Below are 26,134 nucleotides of genomic sequence, written 5' to 3'. Positions count from 1 at the left end.
GATCAATCCCCCCGGCGATCCCCCAGGCCTTCGTAGTGGGCGCGCTTGGCCTCGTACATGCGGCTGTCGGCGATCTTGACCGTGTCGCTCAGGCGTTCGCCCTGGTGGCAGGTGGCATGGCCGATCGAGAAACTGAGCGCTGTTCCCGGGTAGAACTGGTTGTTCAGTTCCACAACCTTTTCGATCTGCTCCACCACCGTCGCCGCGCCGCGTTCGTCGCGGCCGGGCAGCAGGACCATGAACTCGTCGCCGCCAATGCGGGCCACGCAGACCTGTTCGCCCACGGCCTTCTTGAGTACCTCGCCGGTGCGCCGCAGCAGGGCGTCGCCATCGCCATGGCCGAACTGGTCGTTGACCGTCTTGAGCCCGTTCAGGTCCACGGCAACCACGCTGACCGGCCACGGGCCCTTGCGGCCCAGGCGGGCCAGTTCATCTTCGTAGAAAGCGCGGTTGTACAGCTTGGTCAGGACGTCGTGCTTGCCCAGGAATTCGACATAGGCCTCCGCCTTCTTGCGGGCCGTGATGTCGGTCAGCGACACCAGCACCTGGTCCCACTCCTGCTCGCATCCGGGGAACACCGACCATTGCATGAAGACGTCGACAGAACGACCGTCCAGCGCGTAGTTGATGACCTCACGCTGCTGCCACAGCTTCTCGTGCCACAGGTCGATGAGTTGCTCGGCAAAGTGGATGCGCATGTCGTCGCGAAACACGTCGCCCAGCCGCGAGAGCAGGATTTCCTTCGATTCGGCGCCGAACATCAGCAGCGTCTGCTGGTTGACGTCGAGCACGCGGATTTCCTGCATGCAGCGCGAGACGAAATCCGGATGCACGTTGAGAAAAGTGCGAAAGTCCGTAATGCCGGCCGCGCGCACTTCGTCGAGCAGCATCTTCACGACGCTGAAGTCCTCCACCCACAGCGACACCGGCGAATGCTCGAATAGCCCCAGCGCGTATTGCTCGCTGCGGCGCAGGTCGCGTTCGGTGCGCACGCGCGCCGTGATGTCCTCGATCGACAGCAGCACACGTTCCCACGTGGCTTCATGCCCGGGCATGACGGTGGCTTCGAGCCGGATGTCGAGGCGCTCGCCTTCGAGCGTGTAGTTCACGGTCTGGCTTGCGAAGCGGTTGCCGCCGTCCCAAAGCTGGCCGAGTTCCTCGACGTGCTGGTCGAACATGTCGTCGCGGAACACGGTGTCGAGATTGGCGACCAGGTCGGCCAGGTCGGCCGCGCGGAACAGGTCGAGCGTACGGCGGTTCACCGCGATCACGCGGATCAGCGACGAGCAGTGCGCGACTTCATCCGGATTGGCCCGCAGGTAGGCCCGCAAGTCCGTCACGCCTTCGGCGCGCAACCGCTCGAAGTGCTGGCGCACGGCGCTGAAGTCTTCCAGCCAGAGCGAGACCGGCGCGAGTTGAAACAGGGTTTGGTAGTCATCGTCGACGCACGACGCGGCGGTTGCACTGCGCAAGGCCATTCTCCCTTCTTCTTGTATTCCCGTTGATCGCTGTGGTGCTGCGGCGGCCCCGTCAGCCGCGCCAGCGGACAAGGATAGGGCAGCGCAAACGAAAAAGGGAGCGGTGTTGCAAAAAGGGGAGGGGACGCCGCGGGCCACGGCAGTGCCGCTGAATCAGGCGGCCAGGACGTGCTCGACGCGGACGATCACCTGCCGGCTGGCAGCCTGTTCGCTTTCGGCGAGCAACTGGAGGGCGATGGCTTGGAGCAGGGAGCCCTCGGTCAGCACCGGGGCAAGGGCACGCAATTCGTTCTGAAGCAAGGAGTGGGGGGCGTCGGGTTCGTACATGGCGCGGCCTGGTCAAGCCGGGAAGGGGATCACGCGATGGTATCGGCTTGCCCGCCAGACCGACTTGTCCTGCATCAGGGTCTCGTGAGATTCCGACGCACCGACTATGCCGCCAGCCGATGAACCACTGCAGCCAGGGTAGCGAGCGCGTGCTCGACTTGTGCGGAACGCGGCGTGCCGCAATTGATGCGGATAAAGCCGTCGCAGCGCGGGGAATTGGAGAACATCAGGCCCGGAGCGACGTAGACGCCCTCCCGCAGTGCGTGCTCGAACACGGCTTCCGACGCTACGCCTGGCGGCAGCTCTACCCACAGGTGAAAGCCGCCGCGCGGCAGCGTCAGCCGGGTGCCGGTGGGGAAGCTCGCCGCGATCACCTGCGCTGTCCATTCGCGCTGCTGGCGCAGGGCCACGCGCAAGCGCCGCAGGTGCCGCTCATAGCCGCCAGCGGCCATGAACTCGGCGACCGCCGCCTGCGACAGCATTTCGTTGGGACGCGACAGCGCGAACTTCAGCATCTCCACGCGCGCATGCCATTTGCCGCCGGCGATCCAGCCCAGCCGCACGCCGGGCGCCAGGGTCTTGTGAACGGACGAACAGTAGATCACGTTGCCGGTGCGGTCCCATGCTTTCGCTGCGGCCAGCGGCGTGTCGAAGTCGGCGGTGCCGGACAGGCAGTCGTCCTCGATCAGCGGCACGCCGTGGTCCTCGCACCATTGCACGAGCCGGCTCTTGTGCGCGTCCGGCATGATCGAGCCTAGCGGGTTCTGCAAATTCGGCATGGCGACCACGGCGCGGATGTTGTCGTAGGTGCGCACGGCCAGTTCCAGCGCTTCCAGCGAGAGTCCGGTCTGCGCGCTGCACGGAATCTCCAGCGCGCGCATGCCCAGGCTTTCCAGGATCTGGAGCAGGCCGTAATAGGTCGGAGATTCCACGGCGATCACATCGCCGGGACCGGCGACGGCACGCAGCGCCAGTTGCAAGGCCTCGGTACAGCCGTGCGTGATCAGCACTTCATCGGGCGACAGGGTGAAGCGGTGCCGCAGCGCCAGCCGCGCCAATGCGGCGCGCAATGCTGGGTGGCCGCCTGGGGCGGCGGCTTCGCCGAAGAGCGTGGGATCGCGCCGCAGGATGCGTCCGGCCGCTTGCTGGAGTGCGGCAAGCGGATAGAGCGCGGGCGCGCCGCGGGCGCCGCCGAGGCTGAAGGTCGACGGATCCTGCTGGCTGCGCGCGAGTACGGACGAGATCCGCTGGTGCATGCCGATGTACTGCGCCGGATCGGGCAGCGTGGGCGCCGGTTCGGTGATGGGCGCCAGGCGCAGCGGCGTAGTCGTCCGCACGAAATAGCCCGAGCGAGGCCGGGCTTCGAGCAGGCCGTCGCTTTCGAGCAGCCGGCACGCCTGCAGCGCGGTCGACAGGCTTACGTCATGGGTAGACATGAGCGCACGCACGGACGGCATGCGATGCCCCGGCGCCAGCGTGCCGGCGCGAATGGCGTGGCGGTACTGGTCGGCGAGTTGCTGGTAGAGCGGGGCGGAGTCCATGCCGCATGATCGCCCGGCGGGCGGGCGCGTGAACAGATACAGACGGCAGGCATCTGCATCGTAACAGACAGAAAAAACCTGCACTGTTCCGGTCCGCGGCTGGGTCTGTTGTGGCTGTGTGGGGGAAGGGGGCGCCGATACGCTGGACCCTGTCTGAACCCTGCCCAGGAGCCGCTCATGCCAGCCCCGACTTCCCATCCTATGCCTCCGCTTCGCTACACGCTTGGCCCGGGGCAAGCCCTGCGCCGCCATGCTGCACGCGGCACCGTCCTCCATGTGGCCCAAGGACGAGTCAAGATCACATTGCCGCCGCAGTGGGCCGCTGTCGGAGCCTTCGCGCTGAGGCACTCGCTGACTGCCGGCGACGTGATCGTCGTCAGCGAGAGCGGATGGATCATTGTTTCCGCATCGGGTGCCGCAGAGGTGATGTTGCATGCACCCGGGCCGGGCGCCTGGCAGCGCTTGTGGAATGGACTGCTTGCACGACTACACCGCCGCCAATGGCAGGCCACCACCAGCCCTGTCGAAGCGGAAACCCGATAGAATGGCGCACCGGCCGGCTTTGCACGGCCGGTGCCCTTTTCTGGCCCGCTCCTGATGCCACGTGGCACGGGTGACGCGGTCGTTCCGGCCACCACTGTGGTCGCATCCTCGCAGGTTTCCATGCTTCGCCTTTCCGAACTCAAGCTCTCCCTCGAACACACCGAAGACGATCTCGATCGTGCCGTGCGCAGCGCGCTGGCCCAGATCGGCGTGAAGGGCGATGGGCTTGTGCAATACACCGTGTTCCGCCGCGCGCACGACGCGCGCAAGCGCGCCGATATCAAGTTCACCTACATCATCGACATCGAGGTGAAGGACGAGCCCGCCGCCATCCGTCGCATGGCGGGCAAGCCGAACTGGAGCGTCACGCCCGATATGGCGTACCGCTTCGTTGCGCAGGCGCCGCAGGGCGGTAACACGCCGCGTCCGGTCGTGATCGGCATGGGCCCGTGCGGCCTGCTTGCGGGGCTGCTGCTCGCGCAGATGGGCTTCCGCCCGATCATCCTCGAACGCGGCAAGGAAGTGCGCGAGCGCACCAAGGACACCTTTGGCCTGTGGCGCAAGAGCGTGCTCAACCCGGAGTCGAACGTGCAGTTCGGCGAGGGCGGCGCAGGCACGTTCTCGGACGGCAAGCTGTACAGCCAGATCAAGGATCCGAAGCACTATGGCCGCAAGGTGCTCAACGAGTTCGTGCGCGCCGGCGCGCCGGAAGACATCCTGTTCAAGGCGCGCCCGCACATCGGCACGTTCCGACTGGTCAGCATGGTCGAGAAGATGCGCGCGGAGATCCGCGAGCTTGGCGGCGAAGTCCGCTTCGAGACTCGCGTCGATGACTTCGACATCGAACAGGGCAAGCTGCACGGCCTGAAGCTTTCCACCGGCGATTACCTGCCGGCCGAGCACGTTATCCTGGCCGTCGGCCACAGCGCGCGCGATACCTTCCACGTGCTGCATGACCGCGGCGTGTTCATGGAAGCCAAGCCGTTCTCGCTGGGCTTCCGTATCGAGCATCCGCAAGGGCTGATCAACCGCAGCCGCTTCGGCAAGTTTGCCGGCAACAAGCTGCTTGGAGCGGCCGACTACAAGGTCGTGCATCACTGCAGCAACGGCCGTGCGGTCTACAGCTTCTGCATGTGCCCGGGCGGCACCGTGGTCGCGGCAGCTTCGGAACCGGGCCGCGTGGTGACCAACGGCATGAGCCAGTACAAGCGCGCGGAGCGCAATGCGAACGCGGGCATCGTGGTGGGCATTACGCCGGACGATTATCCCGGCGGCCCGCTGGCCGGCATCGAGTTCCAGCGCAAGTGGGAAGAGCGCGCGTTCGAGCTTGGCGGCCGCAACTACAGCGCACCGGGCCAGCTCGTCGGTGACTTCATCGCGCGCCGTCCGTCGACCTCGCTCGGTTCGGTGGAGCCGTCGTACAAGCCGGGCGTGACGCCGACCGACCTCAGCACCTCGCTGCCCGACTACGTCATCGAAGCGATCCGCGAGGCGCTGCCCGAACTCGACAAGAAGATCGCCGGCTTCGCGATGCACGACGCGGTGCTGACCGGCGTAGAGACGCGCACGTCGTCGCCGCTGCGCATCGAGCGCAAGGCGGACTACCAGAGCGTGAATGTCGAAGGCCTGTATCCCGCAGGCGAGGGTGCCGGCTATGCAGGCGGCATTTACTCCGCCGCGATCGACGGCATCGAAGTGGCCGAGGCCGTGGCCCTGGCCATCGTCAACGGCCGCTGATCAGCCAGTCGGCCGCGCCCTGACCGGCGGTGCGGCCGCTCGCGAAGCACGCCGTGAGCAGATAGCCGCCGGTCGGCGCTTCCCAGTCCAGCATCTCGCCGGCGCAGAACACGCCGGGAAGCGCATTGAGCATCAGGTGCGGGTTCATCGCTTCAAAGCGAACGCCGCCTGCGCTGCTGATGACTTCATCGATGGGCCGCGCACGCAACAGGCGCAGCGGCAAAGCCTTGATAGCGGCCGCCAGCGTGACCATGTCATGCATTGCTTCCTTCGACAGGCACTCGCGCAGCAGCCCGGCCTTCACGCCCGTAATGCCTAGCCGGCTCTGCAAATGGCTCGACAGCGAGCGCGAGCCACGCGGATGCGATACCTCGGCCAGCACGCGCTGCGCGTCCCGGTCGGGCAGCAGATCCAGGTGAACCACCGCTTCACCATCACGCTCGATCAAATCACGGATCGGCGCGGACAGCGCATAGACCAGGCTGCCTTCGATGCCACCGGCGCTGATCACGAACTCGCCCTGCCGGTAGTGCGCGTTGCCGTTCACGTCGGTCACGGCGAGCGCGACGGGTTTGACCGGGTTGCCGGCATGGCGCTCGGAGAACATCGCGCTCCACGCCACGTCGAAACCGCAGTTCGCCGGCCGCAGCGCGGCGATATCGACGCCATGCTGCGCCAGCAGCGGCACCCATGCACCATCCGAACCGAGTCGCGCCCAGCTTGCACCGCCGAGCGCGAGGATCACGGCGTTCGCCTGCACGTGCTGTTCGCCTTGCGGCGTGGCGAAGCGCAGCGCGCGCGATGCATCGTCCGTCCAGCCGACCCAGCGGTGCCGCATATGGAACTCCACGCCGCTGTCGCGCAGGCGATGCAGCCACGCGCGCAGCATCGGCGCGGCCTTCATGTCGGTCGGAAAGACGCGGCCTGAACTGCCGACGAAGGTTTCGATGCCGAGCCCGTGTACCCACTCGCGCAGCGTTTGCGCGCCGAAATCCGCGAGCATTGGCGCGATGACATCCGCACGTTCGCCATAACGCCCGGTGAATGCCGGCTCGGGCTCGGCGTGCGTGAGGTTCATGCCGCTCTTGCCGGCCATCAGGAACTTGCGGCCCACCGACGGCATGGCATCGAACACATGCACGCGCACGCCGCGAGACGCCAGCACCTCGGCCGCCATCAGGCCTGCAGGGCCGCCACCGATCACGGCGGCTTCGACCGGAAGGATGGTGGGCGTGGAGGACGGGATATCGGTGGACGGCATGGCAATAGAGAGGAGGGCGCACTACGCCGCGGATTATAGAGCGTGCGCGAGCGCTAAAATGGTGCTTTGTCCCTGCCTTGCCGCCATGCCGTCCTCCGCCAGCCATCCCGACGCCGTCATTGCCGCCACGCGCCACTGGCTCGCGCGCGCGGTGATCGGGCTCAATCTCTGTCCGTTTGCCAAGAGCGTGTATGTGAAGGAGCAGGTCCGCTACGTGGTCAGCACCGCGACGGAAGCGCCTGATGTGCTCGACGACCTGGAACGCGAACTGAAGCTGCTGGCCGAGACCGACGCGGCGCGGGTCGATACCACGCTGCTGATCGTGCCCGATGCGCTGGCCGATTTCATCGACTACAACGACTTTCTCTATTTCGCCGAACGCCTGCTGAAAAGCCTGCGCCTGGAAGGCACGCTGCAGATTGCGAGCTTCCATCCCCAGTACCAGTTCGACGGCACGGAGCCGGACGATATCGAGAACTACACCAACCGCGCGCCGTATCCGATCCTGCATCTGCTGCGCGAGGACAGCATTGCGCGTGCGGCCGACGCATTCCCCGACGCGGCCGATATCTACGAGCGCAATATGGAAACCGTGCGCCGCCTTGGCCATGAAGGCTGGCAGCGCTGGATGGATGGCGACGACGACGCAGCCGCGCCGCGCAAGACGGACGAGTAACGCTGCGGCCTACGCAGGCGCAGTGAAGAACCGCTCGCGCATCTCTTCGAGGCCGAGCGTACCCAGCACGTTTTCGAGCCGCTCGGCAGGGCGGCGGCGCGGCAGGTCTTTGAACTGGGCGATGATCAGCTCGTTCTTCATCGAGTGTTCCCAGCCGACCAGCTCGGTCACGCTGACCTGGTAGCCGTGCGCCTCAAGTTGCAGGCAGCGCAGCACGTTGGTCACCTGGCTGCCGAATTCGCGCGTATGCAGCGGATGCCGCCAGATTTCGGTGAGCGGATTGCCGGCGAGCAGGCGGCCCTTGTTCTTGCGCAGCACGCTTGCTACCTCGGCCTGGCAGCACGGCACCAGCACGATGTGCCGAGCGCGCTTGGCCAGCGCGAAGCGGATCGCATCGTCAGTCGCTGTGTTGCACGCGTGCAGCGCCGTGACCACGTCGACGGTCTCGGGCAGCGCCGGCGAGGTGATGGAGTCCGCCACGGACAGGTTCAGGAAGGACATGCCCGGAAAGCCGAGGCGCTCAGCCAGCGCCTTCGAGCTTTGCACGAGTTCCTCACGCGTTTCGATGCCGAAGATGTGCGACTGGTCGTGCAGGGTCTTGAAGAACAGGTCGTACAGGATGAAGCCGAGATACGACTTGCCGGCGCCGTGGTCGACAAGCGTGACGGCGTCGCGCTCGGCCTTGACCTCCTGCAGCAGCGGTTCGATGAACTGGAACAGGTGGTAGACCTGCTTGAGCTTGCGCCGGCTGTCCTGGTTCATCTTGCCGTCGCGCGTCAGGATATGGAGTTCCTTGAGCAGCTCGATCGACTGGCCGGGGCGGATTTCGTGGGTATTTGGCATGACTGCGGGGAATGCGGGAGGCGGCAAACGCCTCGAAGACCGACAGTTTACCGAAAACGCCGGCACAGTCCGCGCATCTGGTGACGGCAGGGCCGCAAGTCCCGGGTTTGTTTTGCCTCAAGTTTTATTGTGAATTGCCGTAGGTAATCCATTGACAACAAGCGGGGGTGGCGCACGTCCACGCCAGCCTGCGCCGCTGCGCCTTGCCAGCGGCGACAGAGGACTGGCCCGCTGCACAAAAGAACAGTTTGGGGGACTCATGAGTCACGAGTCGGGGTTGCGCCTGGAGCTTAGCGAGCCGGGCGAGCAGGTGCGTGCGTGCTACGTGCCCGAAGCGGGGCGGATGCCGCCCGATCACACCGCATTCCGCGAATGCCTGGCCAGCCATGGCTGGAGCGAAGCCAGGCTGGACCAGCGCGCCGTCGCGCAATTCCTGAGCCAGTGCCAGCAGGCCGATCGCGAAATCGATGCCACGGTCGGCGCGCTGATTGACGGTGCCTTTGAACTCGACATCAGCGACGACGGCCTGGCCGTTCGCCTGACGCTGATGCGCCCCGAAGGTGGCCGCCCGGTGACCGAGGCCGAGATCCGGAGCGCCGTCGCCGAACGCGGCGTAACCGCCCAGATCAAGGCGCTGGTGCTCGAAGCCGCGTTGGCGGAACGGAGCTGCGAGCTGCGTGAGATTGCCGCGGGCATGGCGCCCAGGCAGGGCCAGCCGGCGCGCTTCGTCAACCTGCTGGAGCCGCGCAAGCCGGTACAGTCCGACGACGATGCCCCCATGGATCTGCGCGAGCTGGGCAACCTGATGCTGGTCAGCCCCGGCACGCCGCTGATGCGCCGCATACCGGCCGAGCCGGGCAATGACGGCGTCGACGTCTTTGGCAAGGCGCTGCCTGCCGATCCTGTCGAGGACACGCCGTTTGCCGAAGGCCTGACCGGCGCCGCTGCTGATCCCAACGATCCGAACCTGCTCGTGGCGGTCCTTGCCGGTGCTCCGGTGGTGGGCATGCATGGCATCGCCGTCAGCCCCGTAGTGCAGGTGGAATCCGTGGACTTGCATTCGGGCAATGTGGCGTTCGACGGCACGCTGCGCGTCTCCGGCGATATCCGCACCGGCATGTCGGTGAAGGTCACGGGCGACGTGCTCGTGGAGGGCACGATCGAAGCCGCGACGATCGAGGCCGGCGGCAGCATCGTGGTCAAGGGCGGCATCATCGGCAAGTCCGAAACCGGGCATGCGGAACCGAGCGGCACCATCAGCCGCGCGAGCGTGCGCTGCCAGGGCGCCGTCCAGGCGCGCTTCATCGAGAACGCGGTTGTCGAGGCCGGCACCGAGGTGGCCGTGGAAAGTGGCATCCGCCAGAGCGATGTGGCGGCGGGCGAGCGCATCGTCGTGGGCGGCACCAGCGGCATGGGCAGCATCAGCGGCGGGCGCAGCCGTGCGCTGCTGGGCGTGCGTGCGGCCGTGCTCGGCGCGCCCGCGGGAAGCGCCACCATCGTGCAGGTCGGACTGAACCCTTATGCGGATGCCCAGCGCGCCGCGCTGGAGGCGGAGCGCCGGCGCCTGCTGGAAGAGCAGAACAAGGTCAAGCAGCTGGTGGCCTTCTTTGCCAAGCACCCGGAACGCGCGGTGGGCGATCTGCGCGAGAAGGCGCGCGCCACGCTGTTCAAGTCATCGAGCGACCTGTTCGATCTCGACGCGAAGATCGCCGAGTTGGGCGCGCAGATGAACCCCGCCGCTGGCGCGGTCATCGAGGCCGGCCGGCGTATCCACGGCGGCGTTACGCTGCAGGTTGGCAACCGGGTGCTCAAGGTGATGGAAGACAAGCCTGGCGGCAACATCCGCCTCGTGGATGACCGCATCGCAGTGACCTGACCGGCATGGCGGCATCCGATGGATACCATCTGCCGGAATTTGTACTAAGCTGCAGTCGTGTCCTGGGGTGCCGCAGGATAGGCGATGGCTAGTGTTGGGCAGTGAATGCAGAAGCGGACCAGCAATCTGTAGAAGCGTTACACGGAACCGACTCACGTGGCACTGAATCATGGAAGGCCAGCCCACGGGCTGGCCTTCGTACTTCTGCGCGTTGCCCGCCTGGCCAACGTGCGGTTGCCTGATCTTCGCTGACTCCCGCATTTTCGCTGTCGGCCATCGCCGACCTTGACGTCGATGTGTTTGCCTATATAGTTAGCCTTATGGCTAACTGTTTTCCGCTCGACCAGGTCTTCCTCGCGTTGGGAGACCCCACGCGTCGCGCCGTCGTCACACGGCTCGGACTGGGCGCCGCCTCGGTCAAGGAGCTGGCGGCGCCGTTTGCCATGGCGTTGCCATCGTTCCTCAAGCATCTGAGCGTGCTCGAGCGCAGCGGGCTGGTGCGCTCGCACAAGCAGGGCCGCGTGCGCATGTGCGAGCTGGAACCGGCAACGTTGCAGGCCGCCGAGACCTGGATGGCGGAACAGCGGGCGATCTGGGAAGCGCGCACCGATCGCCTGGCTGACTACGTGGAAGCGCTGCATGCCAAGGAGACTCGTAATGAGCAGTAAGCAGGATCTCGACCTCGAAATTTCGCGCTTGCTGAAAGCGCCGCGGGACCTCGTCTGGAAAGCCTGGACCGACCCGAGCCACCTGAAGGAATGGTGGTGCCCGAAGCCGTGGACGACTGAAGTCCTGGCCTTCGACCTCGTCCCGGGCGGCGCCTTCCACACGCTGATGCGCGGCCCCGATGGCGGCATCAGCGACAACCCGGGTTCCTTCCTCGATGTGGTGCCGCGCTCGCGCATCGTCTGGACCACGGCACTGGTTGCGCAGTGGCGCCCGGCGGATAACCCGTGGCTGCCGATGACCGCTTACATCACCATGGACGACGAGGGCGAACATACGCGCTACGTGGCCAGGGTCCTGCACAAGGACAAGGCTTCGCGCGACCAGCATGAGGAGATGGGATTCTTTGACGGATGGGGAACCTGCATCACCCAGCTCGAAGCGTATGCGCAGTCGTTGAAATAGCGGCTGAGACAGCACTGGCTTCAGTGCTGGTGTTGGTTGCCGCAGACAGAGAAAGGCCTTGGAAGCTTCGTGCTTCCGAGGCCTTTTTCTTTCCATGTGCCGGTGTTCCAGTCCGGTCAATGCGCGCGTGAATGCAATCCGTCGGAAGGGGTAGGTGTTGCGTTCCTTTGCGCACCGTCAAACCGCGGCGATGTTCGAAGCGGACCTATCGTCCTGAGGCAGTCCTTCGGGAATACTCGCCCGCGGCCAGGCAATGCCGGCCGGGCGGGAACTATCAGGGGCGACTTCCGCAGCGAAGTCGGAGTCAAGGTTGCAACAGCACAGACAACCAGCATCATGAGATTGAATCTTCCGGTCACCGACAACGAATACCGCTTGCCATCGGACGAAGTCATCATCACCAGGACCGATGCGCAAGGCAATATCGAATACGCCAACCAGGCGTTCTTTCGCAGCAGTGGCTACGACCGTGCCGAAATCATTGGCCAGCCGCAGAACATTGTCCGCCACCCCGACATGCCGGCTGCCGCATTCGCCGATATGTGGGCCACGATCCGAGGCGGGACGCCGTGGACTGGTGTGGTCAAGAACCGGCGCAAGGACGGCGGCTTCTACTGGGTGCTGGCCAATATCACCCCTGTGTTCCAGGACGGCAAGCCATCGGGTTACCTGTCGGTGAGAACGGCGCCCACGAAGGCACAGGTCACGGCGGCGGCCACGCTCTATGCCGACCTGAAGCGTGACGCCCAGTCGCGCTGGCGGTTGTCGGGCGGCGAGGCCTTCCGCAAGGGCGCGGCCGGTGTCGTTCAGCGGGTATTGAGGCTGCCTGTGGTGGCACGCTTGCTCGTGGTACAGGCCGCGCAAGTCGTCCTGATCGCGCTGGCCGCGGCGAGCGCAACGCTCTGGACGGCGCCGCCCGTTGTTACGTGGTCGCTCGCGGGCGCGGCAGTGGCGATGTGCGGCGCTGCCGCTTGCTACCTCGCCTTCAACATCCTGCAGCCCGTGATGCGCCTGAACCGCAGCGCGCTCGCCGTGTTGTCCGGACAGTTGCAGCACCGCTTCCCCGAATGCGGCGACGCGCAGACACGACTGCTCGGCCGCTTCCTGAACCAGATGAACGCGCGGCTCGTGGGCGTGCTGCTGGACACCCGGAATTCGATCGAACGCGTGTGGCAGTCTTCAGTCGGCCTTGCCAGCGGCAATGCCGACCTGTCGGAGCGTACCGAACAGCAGGCGAGCGCCATCGAGCAGACCACGGCGACGCTCGCGCAGATCACCGAAACCGCGCGGCAGAATGCGAGCGATGCGGAGCGTGCGCATCAGGAAGGTCGCAGTACTGCAGACGCCGCGTCGGCGGCGGCAGGCGGCGTGCGCCGCTCGGCTTCGCTGATGGAGCAGGTGACCACGCAGTCCCGCAGGATCGCGGAGATCACATCGGTGATCGACGACATCGCCATCCAGACTAACCTGCTCGCGCTGAACGCTGCGGTCGAGGCCGCGCGCGCGGGTCAGCACGGCCGTGGCTTTGCCGTGGTAGCGGGTGAGGTGCGATCGCTCGCGCAGCGCGCCGAAGCGGCTGCCAAGCAGATCAAGGCGCTGATCGAGAACTCGCTCGAAGTCGTGCAGGCCAGCAGCGATGCTGCCATCAGCGCGGGCAGCGAGATGGACCGCGTGGAGCAGTCGGTGTCGGCGCTGACGCGAACGATTTCCGCGATCGCCAACGCCAGCCGCGGGCAGAGCGTGGAGATCGAGCAGACCAGCGCGGCGGTGGAACAGATGGCGCACATCACGCAGATGAACGCGGCCCTGGTCGAGGAATCGGCCGCGGCGGCGACAGGGCTGAAGCAGCAGGCCCAGGCGCTGGAGGATGCGGTGAACGTGCTGGCGAGCTAGTCCACCGGATCGGCGGTGGCTCAGCCAATCGTCGCGATCGGCACGCCCGCGGCCATGAAGATGCCCGCTGCGGCGCGCAGCACGATGCGGCCGGCACGATGCGCGTGGACTTGCATCTCCATCTTCATGGCTTCCATGACGGCGATTAGCTCCCCTTCCTTGACCTCGTCGCCGTCGGCCACCTTCCAGGCGTGCACGGTGCCGGCGACCGGGGCCGGCACATCCCTGACGTCGGCTTCGGCGGCCTCGGCCGGCGCAGTGGCCGGGCTTGCCGCCTGCGCATTGGCCAGTCCGCCCAGCAGTTGAGCCGGCAGGCCCAGCATGACGCGCCGGCCATCGATCTCGATGGCAGTGCGAAGCAGGCTGCTGTCGGGCTGGGGCTCCGCACGGACGGCGGCGGCCAGCGGCTCGGCGAAATCGGATTCGATCCAGCGCGTGTGCACGTTGAAGCCATGGGTGCCCACGAAGTCGGCGTTGTCGATCACGGCGCGGTGGAACGGCAGCACCGAGGCGACGCCTTCGATCCGGAATTCGCGCAGCGCGCGGCGGGCACGGGTCAGCGCCTGTTCGCGCGTGGCCCCGGTGACGATGAGCTTGGCCATCAGCGAATCGAACGTGCCCGGTACGACGGAGCCCGATTGCACGCCCGCGTCCACGCGTACGCCCGGGCCGGACGGCGGCTCGAAGCACTGTACCGGGCCCGGCGTCGGCAGAAAGCCACGGCCGACATCTTCGGCGTTGATGCGGAATTCGATCGAGTGGCCCAGCGGTGCGGGCGTTTCCGTGATCGTGAGCGGCAGGCCGTCTGCCACGCGCAACTGCTCGACGACGAGATCGATGCCGGTGGTCTGCTCGGTCACCGGATGCTCCACCTGCAGGCGGGTGTTGACCTCCAGGAAGGAGATCGCGCCTCCCGCGCTAAGCAGGAATTCCACGGTGCCCGCACTGGTGTAACCCGCCGCGGCGCAGATGTCGCGGGCGGCGATGTGGATACGCGCGCGTTGCGCATCGGTCAGGAACGGCGCAGGGGCTTCTTCCACGAGCTTCTGGTTGCGGCGCTGCAGGGAGCAGTCGCGCGTGCCGAGCACCACGACATGGCCGTGGGTGTCGGCCAGCACCTGGGCCTCGATATGGCGGGGCTTATCGAGAAACTGTTCGACGAAGCATTCACCCCGGCCGAATGCGGCAACGGCTTCGCGTACCGCCGAGTGATAGAGCTCCTCGACCTCATCCATGCGCCATGCGATCTTCATGCCCCGACCGCCGCCACCGAATGCGGCCTTGATGATGATGGGCAGGCCGTGCTGCTCGGCAAAGGCCAGTACCTCACCGGCATCCTTGACAGGATCGGGCGTGCCGGCCACCAGCGGCGCGCCGACCTGCAGCGCAATCTTGCGCGCTTCGACCTTGTCGCCCAGCTTGGCGATGGTGGCCGGAGACGGGCCGATCCAGCGCAGGCCCGCGTCGATCACGGCCTGGGCAAAGGCCTCGCTTTCCGACAGGAAGCCATAGCCGGGGTGCACGGCATCGGCACCGCTCTTGCGTGCGATCTCCAGCAGCTTGGCGATATTCAGGTAAGTGTCCGCCGGGCGATCGCCATCGAGCCCGTAGGCCTCGTCGGCCATGCGCGCGTGCAGGGCGTCGATGTCGGCGTTGGCGTACACGGCAACGGACTGCACGCCGTAGTCGGCACAGGCGCGGACGACGCGGACGGCGATTTCGCCGCGGTTGGCAATCAGGACTTTTTTCATCGGAGATCTCGGAAGGTGCCGGCTTCGCGCTGGGCGGCGGCCGGAGAGAGTGCTTCAAACGCGCGGATCGGGTTGAAGCGCAGCCAGGCGCCCACGGGGATCTGACCAGCGCGGTCGAGGTGATAGGGGGCGACCGTGGCAATCACCGGGTAGCCGCCGGTGAGCGGGTGGTCGGCCAGGAACAGCACCGGCTGGCCGCTCGGTGGCACCTGCAACGCGCCCAGGGCCGTGCCTTCGCTGGGCAGTTCGCCGCCGATGGCGCGGTCGAGCGGCGTATCGCCGGCCAGTCGCAGGCCGACACGGTTGGATTGGGGCGTCACCTGCCAGCGCTGCGCGGCCAGGCGTGCCACGGCTTCAGGCGTGAACCAGTCGGTGCGGGGGCCCATGACCACATCGAGCAGCACCTCCTGTTCCAGCGTGGGCAGATCCGCGGCGGGCAGGGCCGGCTCGCTCACCACCATGCCGGCCGATGCGGGGTGCAGACCCAGGACATTTCCCACGGCCAACGGCAAGGGGCCCACGCCGGCGAGCGTGTCGGTGGCGCAACTGCCCAGCACGGGCGCGACTGCAAAGCCGCCGCGCGCGGCCACGTAGCTGCGCGCCCCGGCGGTGGGCTGGCCAATGCTCAGTACGTCGCCGTCGGCGAGCGCGAGCGCCTGATGGGAAGGCGGATTCCACTGGCGGCCATCCGCCGTGCGCAGCGTCAGCGGCGCGTCGGCACCGGTCACGGCAACCACGGTCTCGCCGAGGCTTTGCAGTTGCAGGCCACCGCCCACGGTCTCGAGCGCAGCAATGTCGCTGGGATTGCCCACGAGCCGGTTGGCCAGCTTGAGGGCGGCCTGATCCATGGCGCCGGAGGCCGAGACCCCCTGGCCTGCCTGGCCGTGGCGGCCCAGATCCTGAAACATGGTCATCAGGCCGGTCGCTTTGACCTGCAGAGCGGTCTGCCCTGGCGCCAGCGCGTCGCGGGTGCGGTCGCTGGCGGGTGCGGGGACGGTGCCTTGCAATGTCTCGGTCCGGATGGCGGCTTGCGCCGTGGCATCCAGCGTGGCGATATCGACGAAGCGCACGCGGTAGCCAGGCTGCAACAACGCGGGCTGCTCGCGTCCCAGGTCCCACATGGCAACAGGCGTCACGCCGATGATCTGCCAGCCACCGGGGCTGGCCTGCGGGTACACGCCGCTGAAGGTGCCGGCCAGGCCCACCGCGCCGGCCGGAATGCGCGTGCGCGGGGTACTGCGGCGCGGCACATCGAGGCTCGGGTGACCGCCTGACAGGTACGCAAAGCCCGGTGCAAAGCCGGTGAAGGCGACGGTGTATTCGCTGCCTGTGTGGCGCCGCACGACTTCTTCTTGCGTGATGCCCAGCAGTTGCGCGACCTCTGCCAAATCCTCGCCGTCGTAGCGTACGGGGATTTCGATCAGCGTACTGCCGCGCTGCGCGCGCGATGCCACATTGCGCGTGGAGATGGCGTGTACTAGCTGTGACAGGCCACAGGATGCGGGGCGAAAGCGCACGAGGATCGTGCGCGCGGCGGGGACCAGTTCTTCCACGCCGGGAAGCGGATCGCGCTGCAGCGAGGCCAGCAGGGCCAGCGTTTGGTCCAGGTCGGCCAGCTCCACCAGCACGGCGTTCAGTGAGACAGGAAGGAAACGCAACTGAGACTCCGCAAGCGATCAGACGTGATAGGTACTGTCGGGCACGTCCGTGACGAACATATGGCCCGGGGCATGGGTCACGGCGAACGGAACACCCGAAGCCATCACCGCGGCCTGCGGCGTGACACCGCAGGCCCAGAAGACAGGAATCTCGCCGGATTCGATGCGCACCGCATCGCCAAAGTCTGGGCGGTGGATGTCGGCGATGCCCAGCGCTTCGGGGTTGCCCACGTGCACCGGTGCGCCATGCACCGACGGAAAGCGTCCGGAAATCATGGCGGCATCGGCGATGCGGCTGGCGGCAATGGGCCGCATGGACACCACCAGCTCGCCATGCAGGCGCCCGGCGGGGCGGCACTGGCGATTGGTGCGATACATCGGCACGTTGGACCCGTCCGTGATGTGGCGCACCTCGATGCCCGCTTCCAGCAGCGGTGTCTCGAAGGTGAAGCTGCAGCCGATCAGGAACGTGACCAGGTCGGGGTGCTCCTGCCACAGCGGCGTGGCGTCGGCGACCTCTTCCACGAGCCGGCCATTGCGCCACACCCGGTAAAGCGGAATGTCGGTGCGGATGTCGGCGCCTTCGGCCAGAACGGTGTGATGCGCACCGGCTTCGATCACGTCGAGCACCGGGCACGCCTTGGGATTGCGCTGGGCGTAGAGCAGGAAGTCCCACGCCCAGTCGCGCGGCAGCGCGATCATGTTGGCCTGCGTCATGCCGGGCGCGACGCCTGCCGTGGGCTGGATCTTGCCGGCGCGATAACTCTCGCGCGCGGTCCTTGCCGCCGCGACAGCGGCCGAGCGGACCTCGTCAAGCATGTGGTTTGTCATGGTGATATCCGTTCTTCGTGTTGCGGGCAGACATGGGTCAGCCGAATCGCGTGCCGTCCCGGGTCAATGCTCGGCGGCTTGCGTGGCGCCGGCCGGTGCCAATTGCGGATTCGACGGCTCCGAGTCGTTGGTCAGATCGCGTCCCTGGGTTTCCGGCAGCAGCAGGCAGGCAATCACGACCAGCGTGTAGGCGCCGGCGGCCAGGTAACCGATGGCCGTGCCCAATGGCATCGACGTGCTCATGTGGCCGATCATCGCGGGAAATACCGCGCCCACGGCACGCCCGAAGTTGTAGCAAAAGCCCTGGCCGGAGCCGCGAATATGGCTGGGAAACAGTTCCGTGAGATAGGCCCCCATGCCCGAGAAAATGCCCGACAGGAAGAAGCCGAGCGGGAAGCCCAGCACCATCATGGCTCCATCGGTAATCGGCAACTGGGTGTAGCAGGTCACGAGCACCGCGGCACTCACGGCAAACAGCATGAAGCAGCGCTTGCGGCCAAGCTGGTCGGACAGCCATGCGCTGGTCAGGTAGCCCGCGAACGACCCCGCGATCAGCACCATCAGGTAGCCGCTGGTGTTGAGCACGGAGAGATGGCGCTCCATCTTGAGGTAGGTCGGCAACCAGGTCGTGACGGAGTAGTAGGCGCCCTGCATGCCGGTAGCCAGCAGGCTTGCCATCAGCGTGACACCCAGCACGCCCGGCTTGAAGATCAGCGTGAAGCTGTTACTTTCGCCTGTGCGGGCGAGCTTGGCCTTGGTCTCGCGGTACACCTCCGGCTCGCTGATGTTGCGGCGGATATAGAGGATGAACAGGGCCGGCAGCGCGCCGAGCCAGAACAGCACGCGCCACGCATGTTGCTGATCGATCAGCGCGTAGACCGCCCAGAAGGCGATGGCGGAAATCCCCCAACCCACGGCCCAGCTGCTTTGCACCAGCCCCACGGCCTTGCCGCGATGGCGAGCGCGGATCATCTCGGCAATCAGGACGGAACCGACGGACCATTCGCCGCCGAAGCCGAGTCCCTGCAGCATGCGCGTGATGAACAGCTGGTCGGGCGACTGGGTGAAGCCGCTCAGGAACGTGAACAGGCTGAACCAGAGCACCGTGAGCTGGAGGATCCGGACCCGGCCGTACTTGTCGGCCAGGATGCCGGCCAGCCATCCGCCGATCGCGGAACTGATCAGCGCGCCGGTGGCAATGTAGCCGGCCTCGGCCTTGGTCATGCCCCAGACCAGGATGAAGGTCGGGATCATGAACGTGTAGATCATGTAGTCGAAGGCATCGACGCCATAGCCGACGAAGGCGGCGAAGAGCGTCCTGCGTTCCTCTCGGTTTGTTTCCTTAAGCCACATGGTTGCGTTCTCCTTCCAGGAAGACGGCGGATGTAGGGAGGACGTCGTCGTGCACCCACTTTCTCAACGATGTCCGGGTCAGCCTGCGGCGCCGGGTAACAGCGCTGCGGTCATGTGGTCCGGTTTAGCAATCTGCGTGCCATGTTGGTATATCACTCACATATAGCTCAACCAGAGTGAATATATTGTTGAACAATCGAGAGCGATTTTCTGTTGTGGTATACACCTAGCCAGACAACGCGGGCCGCTTTGTCACCGAAGTGGTGCATTCCGTTCATCAAAGCGGGGCGGTGGGATCATGGAGGTGCGCTAACATGCCGAGGATCGGAGCCCCGCGCAGGGGCTGATCCGCCAACGTGAATTCCACCCGAAATGACATCCAGTCCTGACACGAAGAACCTGACCGAACGTGTGGCCGAAGACATTCGCCAGAAGATCGTGCATGGCGAGTTTTCTCCCGGACAGCGCTTGTCGGAAGCGGCGTTGAGCGACAGCCTGCAGATTTCGCGGAATACCTTGCGCGAGATCTTCCGGCTGCTGACCAAGGAAGGGCTGCTCAAGCATGAGCCCAATCGCGGTGTCTCGGTGGCGATTCCCAGTATTGCGGCCATCATCGATATCTACCGCGTGCGCCGGCTGATCGAGTGCCAGGCGTTGCGGCAGGCGTATCCGCGGCATCCGGCCGGGAAGCATCTGCGCAAGGCGGTGGAACTGGCGGCGCAATGCCGAGACCAGGGCGACTGGATGGGGGTAGGGTCGGCCAATATGGAATTCCATATGGCCATCGTGGAACTGGCGGACAGCGAGCGCTTGAATGAGATGTTCTCGCGCCTGCTCGCAGAACTGCGACTGGCCTTCGGGATGCTGCAAGATCCCGAGTTCCTCCACGCGCCTTATGTGGACATGAACGGTCGCATCCTGCAGCTGTTCGAGGCCGGCAAGCTCGACGAGGCGGCCACGGCGCTTCACGACTATCTCGGACAGTCGGAGCGGATCGTGCTCGCGGCCTGTGCGCGGCATCCGGTGTTCAACGCGCGCTGAAACGGAGCTGGAGACGGTTCCTTCAGGGGGCGGCAGGGGGCTGCAGCGCACTAGAATGAAGGCAGGCCACTGAAGTCACGAGGGTGGCTGCCATGCTTGAGTTGCTACTGTACCTGGGCGCAATCGTTGTCGCCCATTGCCTCATGGAGCGGGCCGGCTGCTTTGACCGGCCGGTGCTCTATCCGGACCTCGATCATCCCTTCCGTTACTGGTGGGCGCGTCGAGTACGGCAATAGCTTTGCAGTGATTTCGGGGGGGGCATCACGGCGAATCAGTCGTCGTCCCAGTGGTGCCCGTGCTTCCCGTGGCCATGCCCGTGCCATTTCCGCCCGCCCCGGTCATCATCATCGTCGTAGTCGCGCCCGCGCTCGCGCCAATAGGGCGCATAGACCGGCGCCGGTGCGACGACAACCGGCCGCGGCGCAACATAAACCGGTTGAGGCGCGACGTAGACCGGTTGGGGCGCTACATAGACGGGGGCAGGTTCGGCGTAGACGACGCCGGGGATGCCGATGCCAATATCCACATTCACGCGCGCCTGGGCGCTGGTGGCAGCGGTGCTCAGTCCACCGGCTAGTACTGCGATGATTGCAAGGTGTTTCATCTCTGTCTCGACTCTGAACGGCGGTAACTGTAGCCGTTCAGCGCGAAGAAACAGGGGTGAATCCTGTAATCATTCGTAACCGTTGCATCCGGCGCGAATCGCTATATCAAAGAGGTGGGGCTGTTCCGCTTCGGTCGCACGCATAGTGCTTCCGCGCAGCCGGCAATTCAGTGCTTCCAGACGACCGGCGCGGTCGCGGTGCAGGTGGTTACCTTGCCGAACCAGTTCCTGCTGGTGTTCAGCTTGATGCGTGGCTCATCGATTGGCTCGATCTGCCGCTGCCTTCTGTCGGCCAGACTGTTGGCCACATTGATGGCAACTGCCTTGCACTCGGCCGCGGCGGTACCGGGCAGCATCGTGAATTGCAGGTATCGGTAGTCGACCCTGAGCGTGAAGCCATCGGGCACATATTCCACCGTGTACTCCGTCGCCATGTCATACGTTGACATCTGGCGGCCGGAGTAATGGGGGGCCGTGGTGGTGCAAGCGGCTGACGCCAGGCAGGCGAGTGCCGCCGCGATTCTCAGGAATTTCACTGTGCGCTCTCCATTCGTGCCCATGGGCACCGCAGGCAGCTACATGACACCCAGAAACAACAAAGCCCAACCGGGCTGGCTGGGCTAAGTGCTTGATTCTTTTGGTGCCGAAGAGAGGAATCGAACCCCCGACCTTCTCATTACGAATGAGCTGCTCTACCGACTGAGCTACTTCGGCAACAAGTTCCGGTGAACTGGAACAGCCCGCAATCATAGCAGCGCTATTACGGCGCTGCAATCATTTTTTTGCCAGGCCGATCGTCCTTGCGGACCGGAACGGCCTGTGGGCCTCAGCCCTGCTGGCCAGCCGCCTCATGGTGATAGCGCGTAACCCGCTCCACCTCATTCTTCGACCCCAGGATCACCGACACGCGCTGGTGCAGCTTTTCCGGTTGCACGTCCAGAATGCGGATGTGCCCGTTGGTGGCCGCGCCGCCGGCCTGTTCGATCAGCATCGCCATCGGGTTGGCCTCATACATCAGGCGCAGCTTGCCGGCCTTTTCTGGCTCGCGCTTGTCCCACGGGTACATGAAGATGCCGCCGCGCGTGAGGATGCGGTGCACGTCGGCGACCATCGAGGCGATCCAGCGCATGTTGAAGTTCTTGCCGCGCGGGCCTTCGTCGCCTGCCAGGCATTCGTCGATGTACTTGCGCACGGGCGGGGCCCAGTGGCGCATGTTGGACATGTTGATGGCGAATTCCTTGGTGTCTTCGGGAATCTGCACATCGGACTGGGTCAGCACGAAGCTGCCCGCCTCGCGGTCCAGCGTGAAGACGTGCACGCCGTTGCCGACGGTCAGTACCAGCGTGGTCTGCGGGCCGTACACGGCGTAGCCGGCGGCGACCTGGTGCGTGCCAGGCTGCAGGAAGTCAGCCTCGGTCACGGTCTGGCCGGGCTTGGGCATGTGCAGCACGGAGAAGATCGTGCCGATCGAGACATTGACGTCGATGTTGGACGAACCATCGAGCGGGTCGAACATCAGCAGGTATTCGCCCTTCGGATAGCGGTTGGGAATCTCGTAGAACGATTCCATTTCTTCCGAAGCCATGGCGGCGAGGTGGCCGCCCCATTCGTTGGCGTCGAGCAGCACTTCGTTGGCGATCACGTCCAGCTTCTGCTGGGTTTCGCCCTGCACATTGCCGGTGCCGGCCGAGCCGAGCACGCCGGCCAGTGCGCCCTTGTTGACAGAGTTGGAAATGGCCTTGCAGGCGCGCGCCACCACTTCGATCAGCAGCCGCAGTTCGGGCTGGATCGTGTTGTGCTTGCGCTGCTCCTCGACCAGATAGCGGGTCAGGCTGATGCGAGTCATGATGGTTCTCCTTGGATGGCCGCAATTCTACATGTGCCGCGAGGGCCGGCGCCGCGCGGGCGCCGGCTGCCCTGGCGTCAGGCGGCCAGCGCCTTGCCGATGATCTCGCGCACGTCGCGCGACAGCGAAGCCGATGCCGAGACCCGTTCCAGTTCCGCGCGCATGCGGTCGCGCAGGGCCGGCTCGTACTTCTGCCAGCGGTCCATCACGCGTGCGAGACGTGCCGCGACCTGCGGGTTGATTGCGTCGAGCGCCAGCACCTGGTCGGCCCAGAAGCGGTAGCCCGATCCATCGGCGGCGTGGAACTGCGCGGGGTTGCCCGAGCAGAAGCTGAAAATCAGCGAACGCGCGCGGTTCGGGTTGCGCAGGTTGAAGGCGGGGTGCTCCATCAGCGCGCGCACGGTGTCGATGGTGCGCTTGCCGGCGTGCGGGCCAACCTCGCCACGCTGCATGCCCTGCAGCGAGAACCACTTGTCGATGACGAGAGCGTCGTCCTCGAAGCGTTCGTAGAAATCGGCGAGCGCGGCCTCGCGGCCCGGGGCGAAGCTGTTGACCAGTGCCGACAGCGCGGCAAAGCGGTCGGTCATGTTGTCGGCCTTCTGGTACTGCTCGCCGGCGAGCTGCAGCATCGCATCGCTGCCGCTCTCGACGAGGTAGCCCAGCGCGAGGTTGCGCAGCGCGCGGCGCGAAGCGGAGTCGGCATCGGGGCTGTAGGCGCCCGGCGTGGCGTTCGATTCGTAGGCCGCGAGCCAGTCGGCCTGCAGCGCATGCGCCAGGCCCGCGCGCATGAACTGGCGCGCCTGATGAATGGCGGCCGGATCGGCTACGCCCATGCGTTCGGCCAGATAAGCTTCGGCCGGCAACACCAATGCCTGTTCGCGGAACGCCGGGCTGAGGCGATCGTCATTGAGCACCGTGCGCATGGCGCTAATTAGTGCGTGGTCGAGCTTCAGGTCGCGCCCCGCCTGCACATCGGCCACGAGTTGCAGCAGTGCGCGCGTGGCCAGGCGCTGGCCGGCTTCCCAGCGGTTGAACGCATCGCTGTCGTGGGCCAGAAGGAACGTGAGTTGTGCGTCGGTGTACTCGGCATCGACGATCACCGGGGCCGAGAAATTGCGCAGCAGCGAGGGCAGCGGGGCCGCAGTACCGCGCGGCAGGTTGACGAAGCGGAAAGTCTGCTCGGCCTGCGTGAAGTCCAGCACGCGCGTCGTGCCATCGGCAGCCGCTTCACCTTCGAGTTGCAGCGGCAAGTCGTGGCCGTCGGCGCCGAGCAGGCCGATTGCAAACGGGATGTGGAACGGCTGCTTCTCGGGCGTGCCGGCGCGCGTCTCGATACCGACCTTGGGGCAACGCTGCGACAGCGTCAGCGTGAGGCTGCCATCATCCGCGTTCCACGCCGTGCGCGCGGTGACCACGGGCGTGCCGGCCTGGCTGTACCAGAGCCCAAACTGCGTGAGGTCGCGGCCATTGGCATCCGCCATCGCGGCACGGAAATCGTCGCAGGCCACCGCCTGCCCGTCGTGCCGCTTGAAATACAGGTCCATGCCCTTGCGGAAGCCGTCGCGGCCGAGCAGGGTCTGGTACATGCGAACGACTTCGGCGCCTTTCTCGTACACCGTGACGGTGTAGAAGTTGTTGATCTCTTCATAGCTGTCCGGGCGTACCGGGTGCGCCATGGGGCCGGCATCTTCGGGGAACTGCACCTGCCGCAGCACGCGCACGTCCTCGATGCGCTTGACCGCGCGGCCCGATTCCGAGCCCATCATGTCGGCCGAGAATTCCTGGTCGCGGAAGACGGTCAGGCCTTCCTTGAGCGAAAGCTGGAACCAGTCGCGGCAGGTCACGCGGTTGCCGGTCCAGTTGTGGAAATACTCGTGGCCGACCACGGCTTCGATATTGGCGAAGTCGACATCGGTCGCGGTCTGCGCATTGGCCAGTACGTACTTCGTGTTGAAGATGTTCAGGCCCTTGTTCTCCATCGCGCCCATATTGAAGTCGCTGACGGCGACGATCATGAAGCGATCCAGGTCCAGTTCCAGCCCGAAGCGCCGCTCGTCCCAGCGGATTGCGTGGATCAACGAATCCATCGCGTAGCGGGTCTTGTCGAGGTCGCGCGCTTCGACCCAGACCTGCAGCAGCTTGTCCTTGCCGGACGCGGACTGGATGCGTTCCTCGATGCACTCGAGCTTGCCTGCCACGAGCGCGAACAGGTACGACGGCTTGCGGAACGGGTCTTCCCATACCGCTTCATGGCGGCCGCCAGGCAGCTCGCTTTCGCTGACGAGGTTGCCGTTCGACAGCAGCACCGGGCAGGCCGCGCGGTCGGCGCGCAGCGTGACGCGGTAGGTAGCCATCACGTCCGGGCGGTCGAGGAAATAGGTGATGCGGCGGAAGCCCTCGGCCTCGCACTGCGTGAAGAAGTTGCCGTTGGAAACGTAAAGCCCCGACAGCGAGGTATTGGCCGCCGGCTGGCAGGCCGCGGTGATTTCCAGCGTGCCCTGTGCGGGCAGGCCAGGCAGCGTCAGGGTGCCCGCCTCCTGCCTGGCGTTGGCAACGGGTTTGCCATCGACGCTTACGCCGACCAGTTCGAGATCCTCGCCGACCAGCACCAGCGGTGCGTCGGCGGCCGCGGACGCATGGCGCGCGAAGCGCAGCGTGCTGGTCACGACAGTGCGTTGCGGGTCCAGGTCCAGCACCAGTTCGACGTGGTCGATGGTGAAAGCCGGCGGGGTATAGTCCTTGCGATAGACGGTAACGGGCGTATCGGTGCGCAGCATGGGGAGTCCTGTCTTCGGAAGACCGTGGAAAAGGGTCGTGCGGGTCGTGCCGCGGCACGGCGCTGAAGTATTCATTGTAGCCAAGGGGTCGCCAGCCCGGCTGGCAGGGAATTCCGGCCCGGCCGCGTGGTCTCAGAGACACGTCAGATCAACAACAAGAGAGGCATCTATATGTGGCAATGGGCGGGCCGTGGCACAGGCGGCCACCGCAATGACGGGAACGGGATGTGGCGCAGGCTGGCCGCGTGGGTGGCGCTGGCGGGCGCCATGCTGCTGACTGGCTGCGCAAGCACCGTAGTGACGGACGTCACCGCATTCCGGCAGCCGGGCTGGCAGAACGAGGCGCCGCGCACTTACAGCTTCGAGCACACGCCCGAGCAGGCCGCGCAGCTGGATCGCCAGACCTATGAACTGTGGCTGGCCGACGCGCTGGCCCGGGTCGGCTTCGAGCAGGTACCCGAGAAGCAGGCGCGCTACCGGGTCAGCATGGAGTACAACGCGGCGCCCGGCATGGTGCGCGTGGCCGAAACCGTCTACCCGGATCCCTGGTACGGCCCGTGGGGACCGTACTGGGGGCCGTACGGCTTCTACCGGCCCTGGGGGCCTTGGGGTTGGCCCGGCTACTGGCCGCCGCAGACCGTCGTGCGCGACGTGCCGGTGACCTTTGCCAGTCTGCGTGTCTATTTCAAGGATGCGGCAACCGGGCAGCGTGTCTATCAGGTCAGCGCGCAGAACCAGACCGAGGACGGCAACCCGGCAGCGATGATGCCCTACCTGATCCGCAGCGCCTTCACCGAGTTTCCGGCCGAGAGCGGCCGGCCCCGGCGCGTTACCTTGCCCGTCGATCAGGGCACCGCGCCAGCGGCGCCGGCGGAGGCAAAACCGGCCGCAAAGTAACGTCTGCGGAGCATATACATTCGCGTGCCATTGCATACGCATTGGTAAAAGCTGTTTTGCTGCGATATTC

22 protein-coding genes and 1 tRNA gene are annotated in these 26,134 nt (G+C 65.8%); 9 read left to right on the top strand and 14 right to left on the bottom strand.

The genetic code is table 11. From position 1 onward, the window contains the following. Positions 1-2: 2 nt before the first annotated feature. The 3 genes from K2O51_RS25505 to K2O51_RS25495 all read right to left on the bottom strand — a co-directional run bounded on the left by K2O51_RS25505 (position 3) and on the right by K2O51_RS25495 (position 3,346). Entirely contained in the window at positions 3-1,478 is a 1,476-nt protein-coding gene (locus tag K2O51_RS25505; RefSeq protein ID WP_041679678.1) for a sensor domain-containing diguanylate cyclase, read from the bottom strand. Positions 1,479-1,631: 153 nt separating this feature from the next. Then, positions 1,632-1,805 carry a hypothetical protein gene (locus K2O51_RS25500; RefSeq protein WP_166487015.1) on the bottom strand — a complete coding sequence of 58 codons (174 nt, stop codon included), beginning with the start codon at positions 1,803-1,805 and terminating at the stop codon, positions 1,632-1,634. Positions 1,806-1,909: 104 nt separating this feature from the next. Then, positions 1,910-3,346, bottom strand: coding sequence for an aminotransferase-like domain-containing protein (locus tag K2O51_RS25495; protein WP_011298611.1), 1,437 nt, complete (start codon positions 3,344-3,346; stop codon positions 1,910-1,912). A gap of 177 nt (positions 3,347-3,523) precedes the next feature. Between K2O51_RS25495 and K2O51_RS25490 the strand changes: the two genes are divergently transcribed. Next, positions 3,524-3,889 (top strand): hypothetical protein, encoded by a 366-nt coding sequence (locus tag K2O51_RS25490; RefSeq protein ID WP_140949861.1) that lies wholly within the window; start codon positions 3,524-3,526, stop codon positions 3,887-3,889. 120 nt (positions 3,890-4,009) lie between these two features. Further along, positions 4,010-5,626, top strand: coding sequence for an NAD(P)/FAD-dependent oxidoreductase (locus K2O51_RS25485; RefSeq protein ID WP_220630931.1), 1,617 nt, complete (start codon positions 4,010-4,012; stop codon positions 5,624-5,626). Here the strand turns inward: K2O51_RS25485 and K2O51_RS25480 are convergent. Then, positions 5,613-6,887, bottom strand: a complete 1,275-nt coding sequence (locus tag K2O51_RS25480; protein ID WP_140949858.1) for a TIGR03862 family flavoprotein — start codon at positions 6,885-6,887, stop codon at positions 5,613-5,615. The genes K2O51_RS25485 and K2O51_RS25480 overlap by 14 nt on opposite strands. A gap of 85 nt (positions 6,888-6,972) precedes the next feature. Between K2O51_RS25480 and K2O51_RS25475 the strand changes: the two genes are divergently transcribed. After that, a complete protein-coding gene (locus tag K2O51_RS25475; RefSeq protein ID WP_011298608.1) occupies positions 6,973-7,563 on the top strand; it encodes a DUF1415 domain-containing protein in 591 nt (196 codons plus the stop codon). A 9-nt stretch (positions 7,564-7,572) separates the two neighbouring features. Here K2O51_RS25475 and K2O51_RS25470 read toward each other — a convergent pair whose 3' ends face one another. Next, positions 7,573-8,406, bottom strand: coding sequence for a class I SAM-dependent methyltransferase (locus tag K2O51_RS25470; RefSeq protein WP_140949856.1), 834 nt, complete (start codon positions 8,404-8,406; stop codon positions 7,573-7,575). Positions 8,407-8,665: 259 nt separating this feature from the next. Here K2O51_RS25470 and K2O51_RS25465 point away from each other — a divergent pair, with 259 nt between their 5' ends. The 4 genes from K2O51_RS25465 (at position 8,666) to K2O51_RS25450 (ending at position 13,306) form a co-directional block, all read left to right on the top strand. Further along, the gene (locus K2O51_RS25465; protein ID WP_140949854.1) at positions 8,666-10,282 is read left to right on the top strand and encodes a flagellar assembly protein A; all 1,617 of its coding nucleotides are present in this window, start codon (positions 8,666-8,668) and stop codon (positions 10,280-10,282) included. A gap of 320 nt (positions 10,283-10,602) precedes the next feature. After that, complete coding sequence (locus K2O51_RS25460; protein WP_011298605.1) at positions 10,603-10,950, top strand: ArsR/SmtB family transcription factor; 348 nt, start codon at positions 10,603-10,605, stop codon at positions 10,948-10,950. After that, positions 10,940-11,413, top strand: coding sequence for an SRPBCC family protein (locus K2O51_RS25455; protein ID WP_011298604.1), 474 nt, complete (start codon positions 10,940-10,942; stop codon positions 11,411-11,413). Before K2O51_RS25460 ends, K2O51_RS25455 begins: the two co-directional genes overlap by 11 nt. Before the next feature lie 336 nt (positions 11,414-11,749). Next, the gene (locus tag K2O51_RS25450; protein WP_220630930.1) at positions 11,750-13,306 is read left to right on the top strand and encodes a methyl-accepting chemotaxis protein; all 1,557 of its coding nucleotides are present in this window, start codon (positions 11,750-11,752) and stop codon (positions 13,304-13,306) included. A 20-nt stretch (positions 13,307-13,326) separates the two neighbouring features. Here the strand turns inward: K2O51_RS25450 and K2O51_RS25445 are convergent, their stop codons facing one another. The 4 genes from K2O51_RS25445 to K2O51_RS25430 all read right to left on the bottom strand — a co-directional run bounded on the left by K2O51_RS25445 (position 13,327) and on the right by K2O51_RS25430 (position 18,899). Beyond that, positions 13,327-15,057 carry an acetyl/propionyl/methylcrotonyl-CoA carboxylase subunit alpha gene (locus K2O51_RS25445; RefSeq protein ID WP_220630929.1) on the bottom strand — a complete coding sequence of 577 codons (1,731 nt, stop codon included), beginning with the start codon at positions 15,055-15,057 and terminating at the stop codon, positions 13,327-13,329. Next, complete coding sequence (gene pxpB, locus K2O51_RS25440; RefSeq protein ID WP_220630928.1) at positions 15,054-16,715, bottom strand: 5-oxoprolinase subunit PxpB; 1,662 nt, start codon at positions 16,713-16,715, stop codon at positions 15,054-15,056. Before pxpB ends, K2O51_RS25445 begins: the two co-directional genes overlap by 4 nt. Before the next feature lie 18 nt (positions 16,716-16,733). After that, the gene (locus tag K2O51_RS25435; RefSeq protein WP_140949849.1) at positions 16,734-17,546 is read right to left on the bottom strand and encodes a putative hydro-lyase; all 813 of its coding nucleotides are present in this window, start codon (positions 17,544-17,546) and stop codon (positions 16,734-16,736) included. Between the two features lie 63 nt (positions 17,547-17,609). Continuing rightward, positions 17,610-18,899, bottom strand: a complete 1,290-nt coding sequence (locus K2O51_RS25430; RefSeq protein WP_220630927.1) for an MFS transporter — start codon at positions 18,897-18,899, stop codon at positions 17,610-17,612. A 372-nt stretch (positions 18,900-19,271) separates the two neighbouring features. On the opposite strand from K2O51_RS25430, the gene K2O51_RS25425 reads away from it, so the two are divergent. After that, positions 19,272-19,940, top strand: coding sequence for a GntR family transcriptional regulator (locus K2O51_RS25425; RefSeq protein WP_011298598.1), 669 nt, complete (start codon positions 19,272-19,274; stop codon positions 19,938-19,940). Between the two features lie 271 nt (positions 19,941-20,211). Here the strand turns inward: K2O51_RS25425 and K2O51_RS25420 are convergent, their stop codons facing one another. From K2O51_RS25420 to pepN, 5 genes are all read right to left on the bottom strand, one after another. Then, a complete protein-coding gene (locus K2O51_RS25420) occupies positions 20,212-20,544 on the bottom strand; it encodes a hypothetical protein (protein WP_011298597.1) in 333 nt (110 codons plus the stop codon). Between the two features lie 167 nt (positions 20,545-20,711). Continuing rightward, complete coding sequence (locus tag K2O51_RS25415) at positions 20,712-21,080, bottom strand: hypothetical protein (protein WP_011298596.1); 369 nt, start codon at positions 21,078-21,080, stop codon at positions 20,712-20,714. A gap of 102 nt (positions 21,081-21,182) precedes the next feature. Further along, positions 21,183-21,258, bottom strand: a tRNA-Thr gene (locus K2O51_RS25410). A gap of 112 nt (positions 21,259-21,370) precedes the next feature. After that, complete coding sequence (locus K2O51_RS25405) at positions 21,371-22,390, bottom strand: class 1 fructose-bisphosphatase (RefSeq protein ID WP_011298595.1); 1,020 nt, start codon at positions 22,388-22,390, stop codon at positions 21,371-21,373. A gap of 77 nt (positions 22,391-22,467) precedes the next feature. Then, positions 22,468-25,167 carry an aminopeptidase N gene (gene pepN / locus K2O51_RS25400; RefSeq protein ID WP_011298594.1) on the bottom strand — a complete coding sequence of 900 codons (2,700 nt, stop codon included), beginning with the start codon at positions 25,165-25,167 and terminating at the stop codon, positions 22,468-22,470. Between the two features lie 225 nt (positions 25,168-25,392). Here pepN and K2O51_RS25395 point away from each other — a divergent pair, with 225 nt between their 5' ends. Continuing rightward, on the top strand, positions 25,393-26,064 hold the full coding sequence (locus K2O51_RS25395) for a DUF4136 domain-containing protein (RefSeq protein ID WP_220630926.1): 672 nt from the start codon (positions 25,393-25,395) through the stop codon (positions 26,062-26,064). The last annotated feature ends 70 nt before the right edge of the window (positions 26,065-26,134 follow it).

Source organism: Cupriavidus pinatubonensis, from assembly GCF_019602855.1.
GTDB classification, from domain to species: Bacteria; Pseudomonadota; Gammaproteobacteria; order Burkholderiales; family Burkholderiaceae; genus Cupriavidus; species Cupriavidus pinatubonensis.
Note: the sequence above shows the minus strand (reverse complement) of the source record. Positions and strands in the feature narration are given on the sequence as shown.

Bases quoted from the DNA above. Each gene is read 5' to 3' on its own strand.
- K2O51_RS25505 (WP_041679678.1), bottom strand. From the start codon at position 1,478: ATGGCCTTGCGCAGTGCAACCGCCGCGTCGTGCGTCGACGATGACTAC.
- K2O51_RS25500 (WP_166487015.1), bottom strand. From the start codon at position 1,805: ATGTACGAACCCGACGCCCCCCACTCCTTGCTTCAGAACGAATTGCGT.
- K2O51_RS25495 (WP_011298611.1), bottom strand. From the start codon at position 3,346: ATGGACTCCGCCCCGCTCTACCAGCAACTCGCCGACCAGTACCGCCAC.
- K2O51_RS25490 (WP_140949861.1), top strand. From the start codon at position 3,524: ATGCCAGCCCCGACTTCCCATCCTATGCCTCCGCTTCGCTACACGCTT.
- K2O51_RS25485 (WP_220630931.1), top strand. From the start codon at position 4,010: ATGCTTCGCCTTTCCGAACTCAAGCTCTCCCTCGAACACACCGAAGAC.
- K2O51_RS25480 (WP_140949858.1), bottom strand. From the start codon at position 6,887: ATGCCGTCCACCGATATCCCGTCCTCCACGCCCACCATCCTTCCGGTC.
- K2O51_RS25475 (WP_011298608.1), top strand. From the start codon at position 6,973: ATGCCGTCCTCCGCCAGCCATCCCGACGCCGTCATTGCCGCCACGCGC.
- K2O51_RS25470 (WP_140949856.1), bottom strand. From the start codon at position 8,406: ATGCCAAATACCCACGAAATCCGCCCCGGCCAGTCGATCGAGCTGCTC.
- K2O51_RS25465 (WP_140949854.1), top strand. From the start codon at position 8,666: ATGAGTCACGAGTCGGGGTTGCGCCTGGAGCTTAGCGAGCCGGGCGAG.
- K2O51_RS25460 (WP_011298605.1), top strand. From the start codon at position 10,603: ATGGCTAACTGTTTTCCGCTCGACCAGGTCTTCCTCGCGTTGGGAGAC.
- K2O51_RS25455 (WP_011298604.1), top strand. From the start codon at position 10,940: ATGAGCAGTAAGCAGGATCTCGACCTCGAAATTTCGCGCTTGCTGAAA.
- K2O51_RS25450 (WP_220630930.1), top strand. From the start codon at position 11,750: ATGAGATTGAATCTTCCGGTCACCGACAACGAATACCGCTTGCCATCG.
- K2O51_RS25445 (WP_220630929.1), bottom strand. From the start codon at position 15,057: ATGAAAAAAGTCCTGATTGCCAACCGCGGCGAAATCGCCGTCCGCGTC.
- K2O51_RS25435 (WP_140949849.1), bottom strand. From the start codon at position 17,546: ATGACAAACCACATGCTTGACGAGGTCCGCTCGGCCGCTGTCGCGGCG.
- K2O51_RS25430 (WP_220630927.1), bottom strand. From the start codon at position 18,899: ATGTGGCTTAAGGAAACAAACCGAGAGGAACGCAGGACGCTCTTCGCC.
- K2O51_RS25425 (WP_011298598.1), top strand. From the start codon at position 19,272: ATGACATCCAGTCCTGACACGAAGAACCTGACCGAACGTGTGGCCGAA.
- K2O51_RS25420 (WP_011298597.1), bottom strand. From the start codon at position 20,544: ATGAAACACCTTGCAATCATCGCAGTACTAGCCGGTGGACTGAGCACC.
- K2O51_RS25405 (WP_011298595.1), bottom strand. From the start codon at position 22,390: ATGACTCGCATCAGCCTGACCCGCTATCTGGTCGAGGAGCAGCGCAAG.
- pepN (WP_011298594.1), bottom strand. From the start codon at position 25,167: ATGCTGCGCACCGATACGCCCGTTACCGTCTATCGCAAGGACTATACC.
- K2O51_RS25395 (WP_220630926.1), top strand. From the start codon at position 25,393: ATGTGGCGCAGGCTGGCCGCGTGGGTGGCGCTGGCGGGCGCCATGCTG.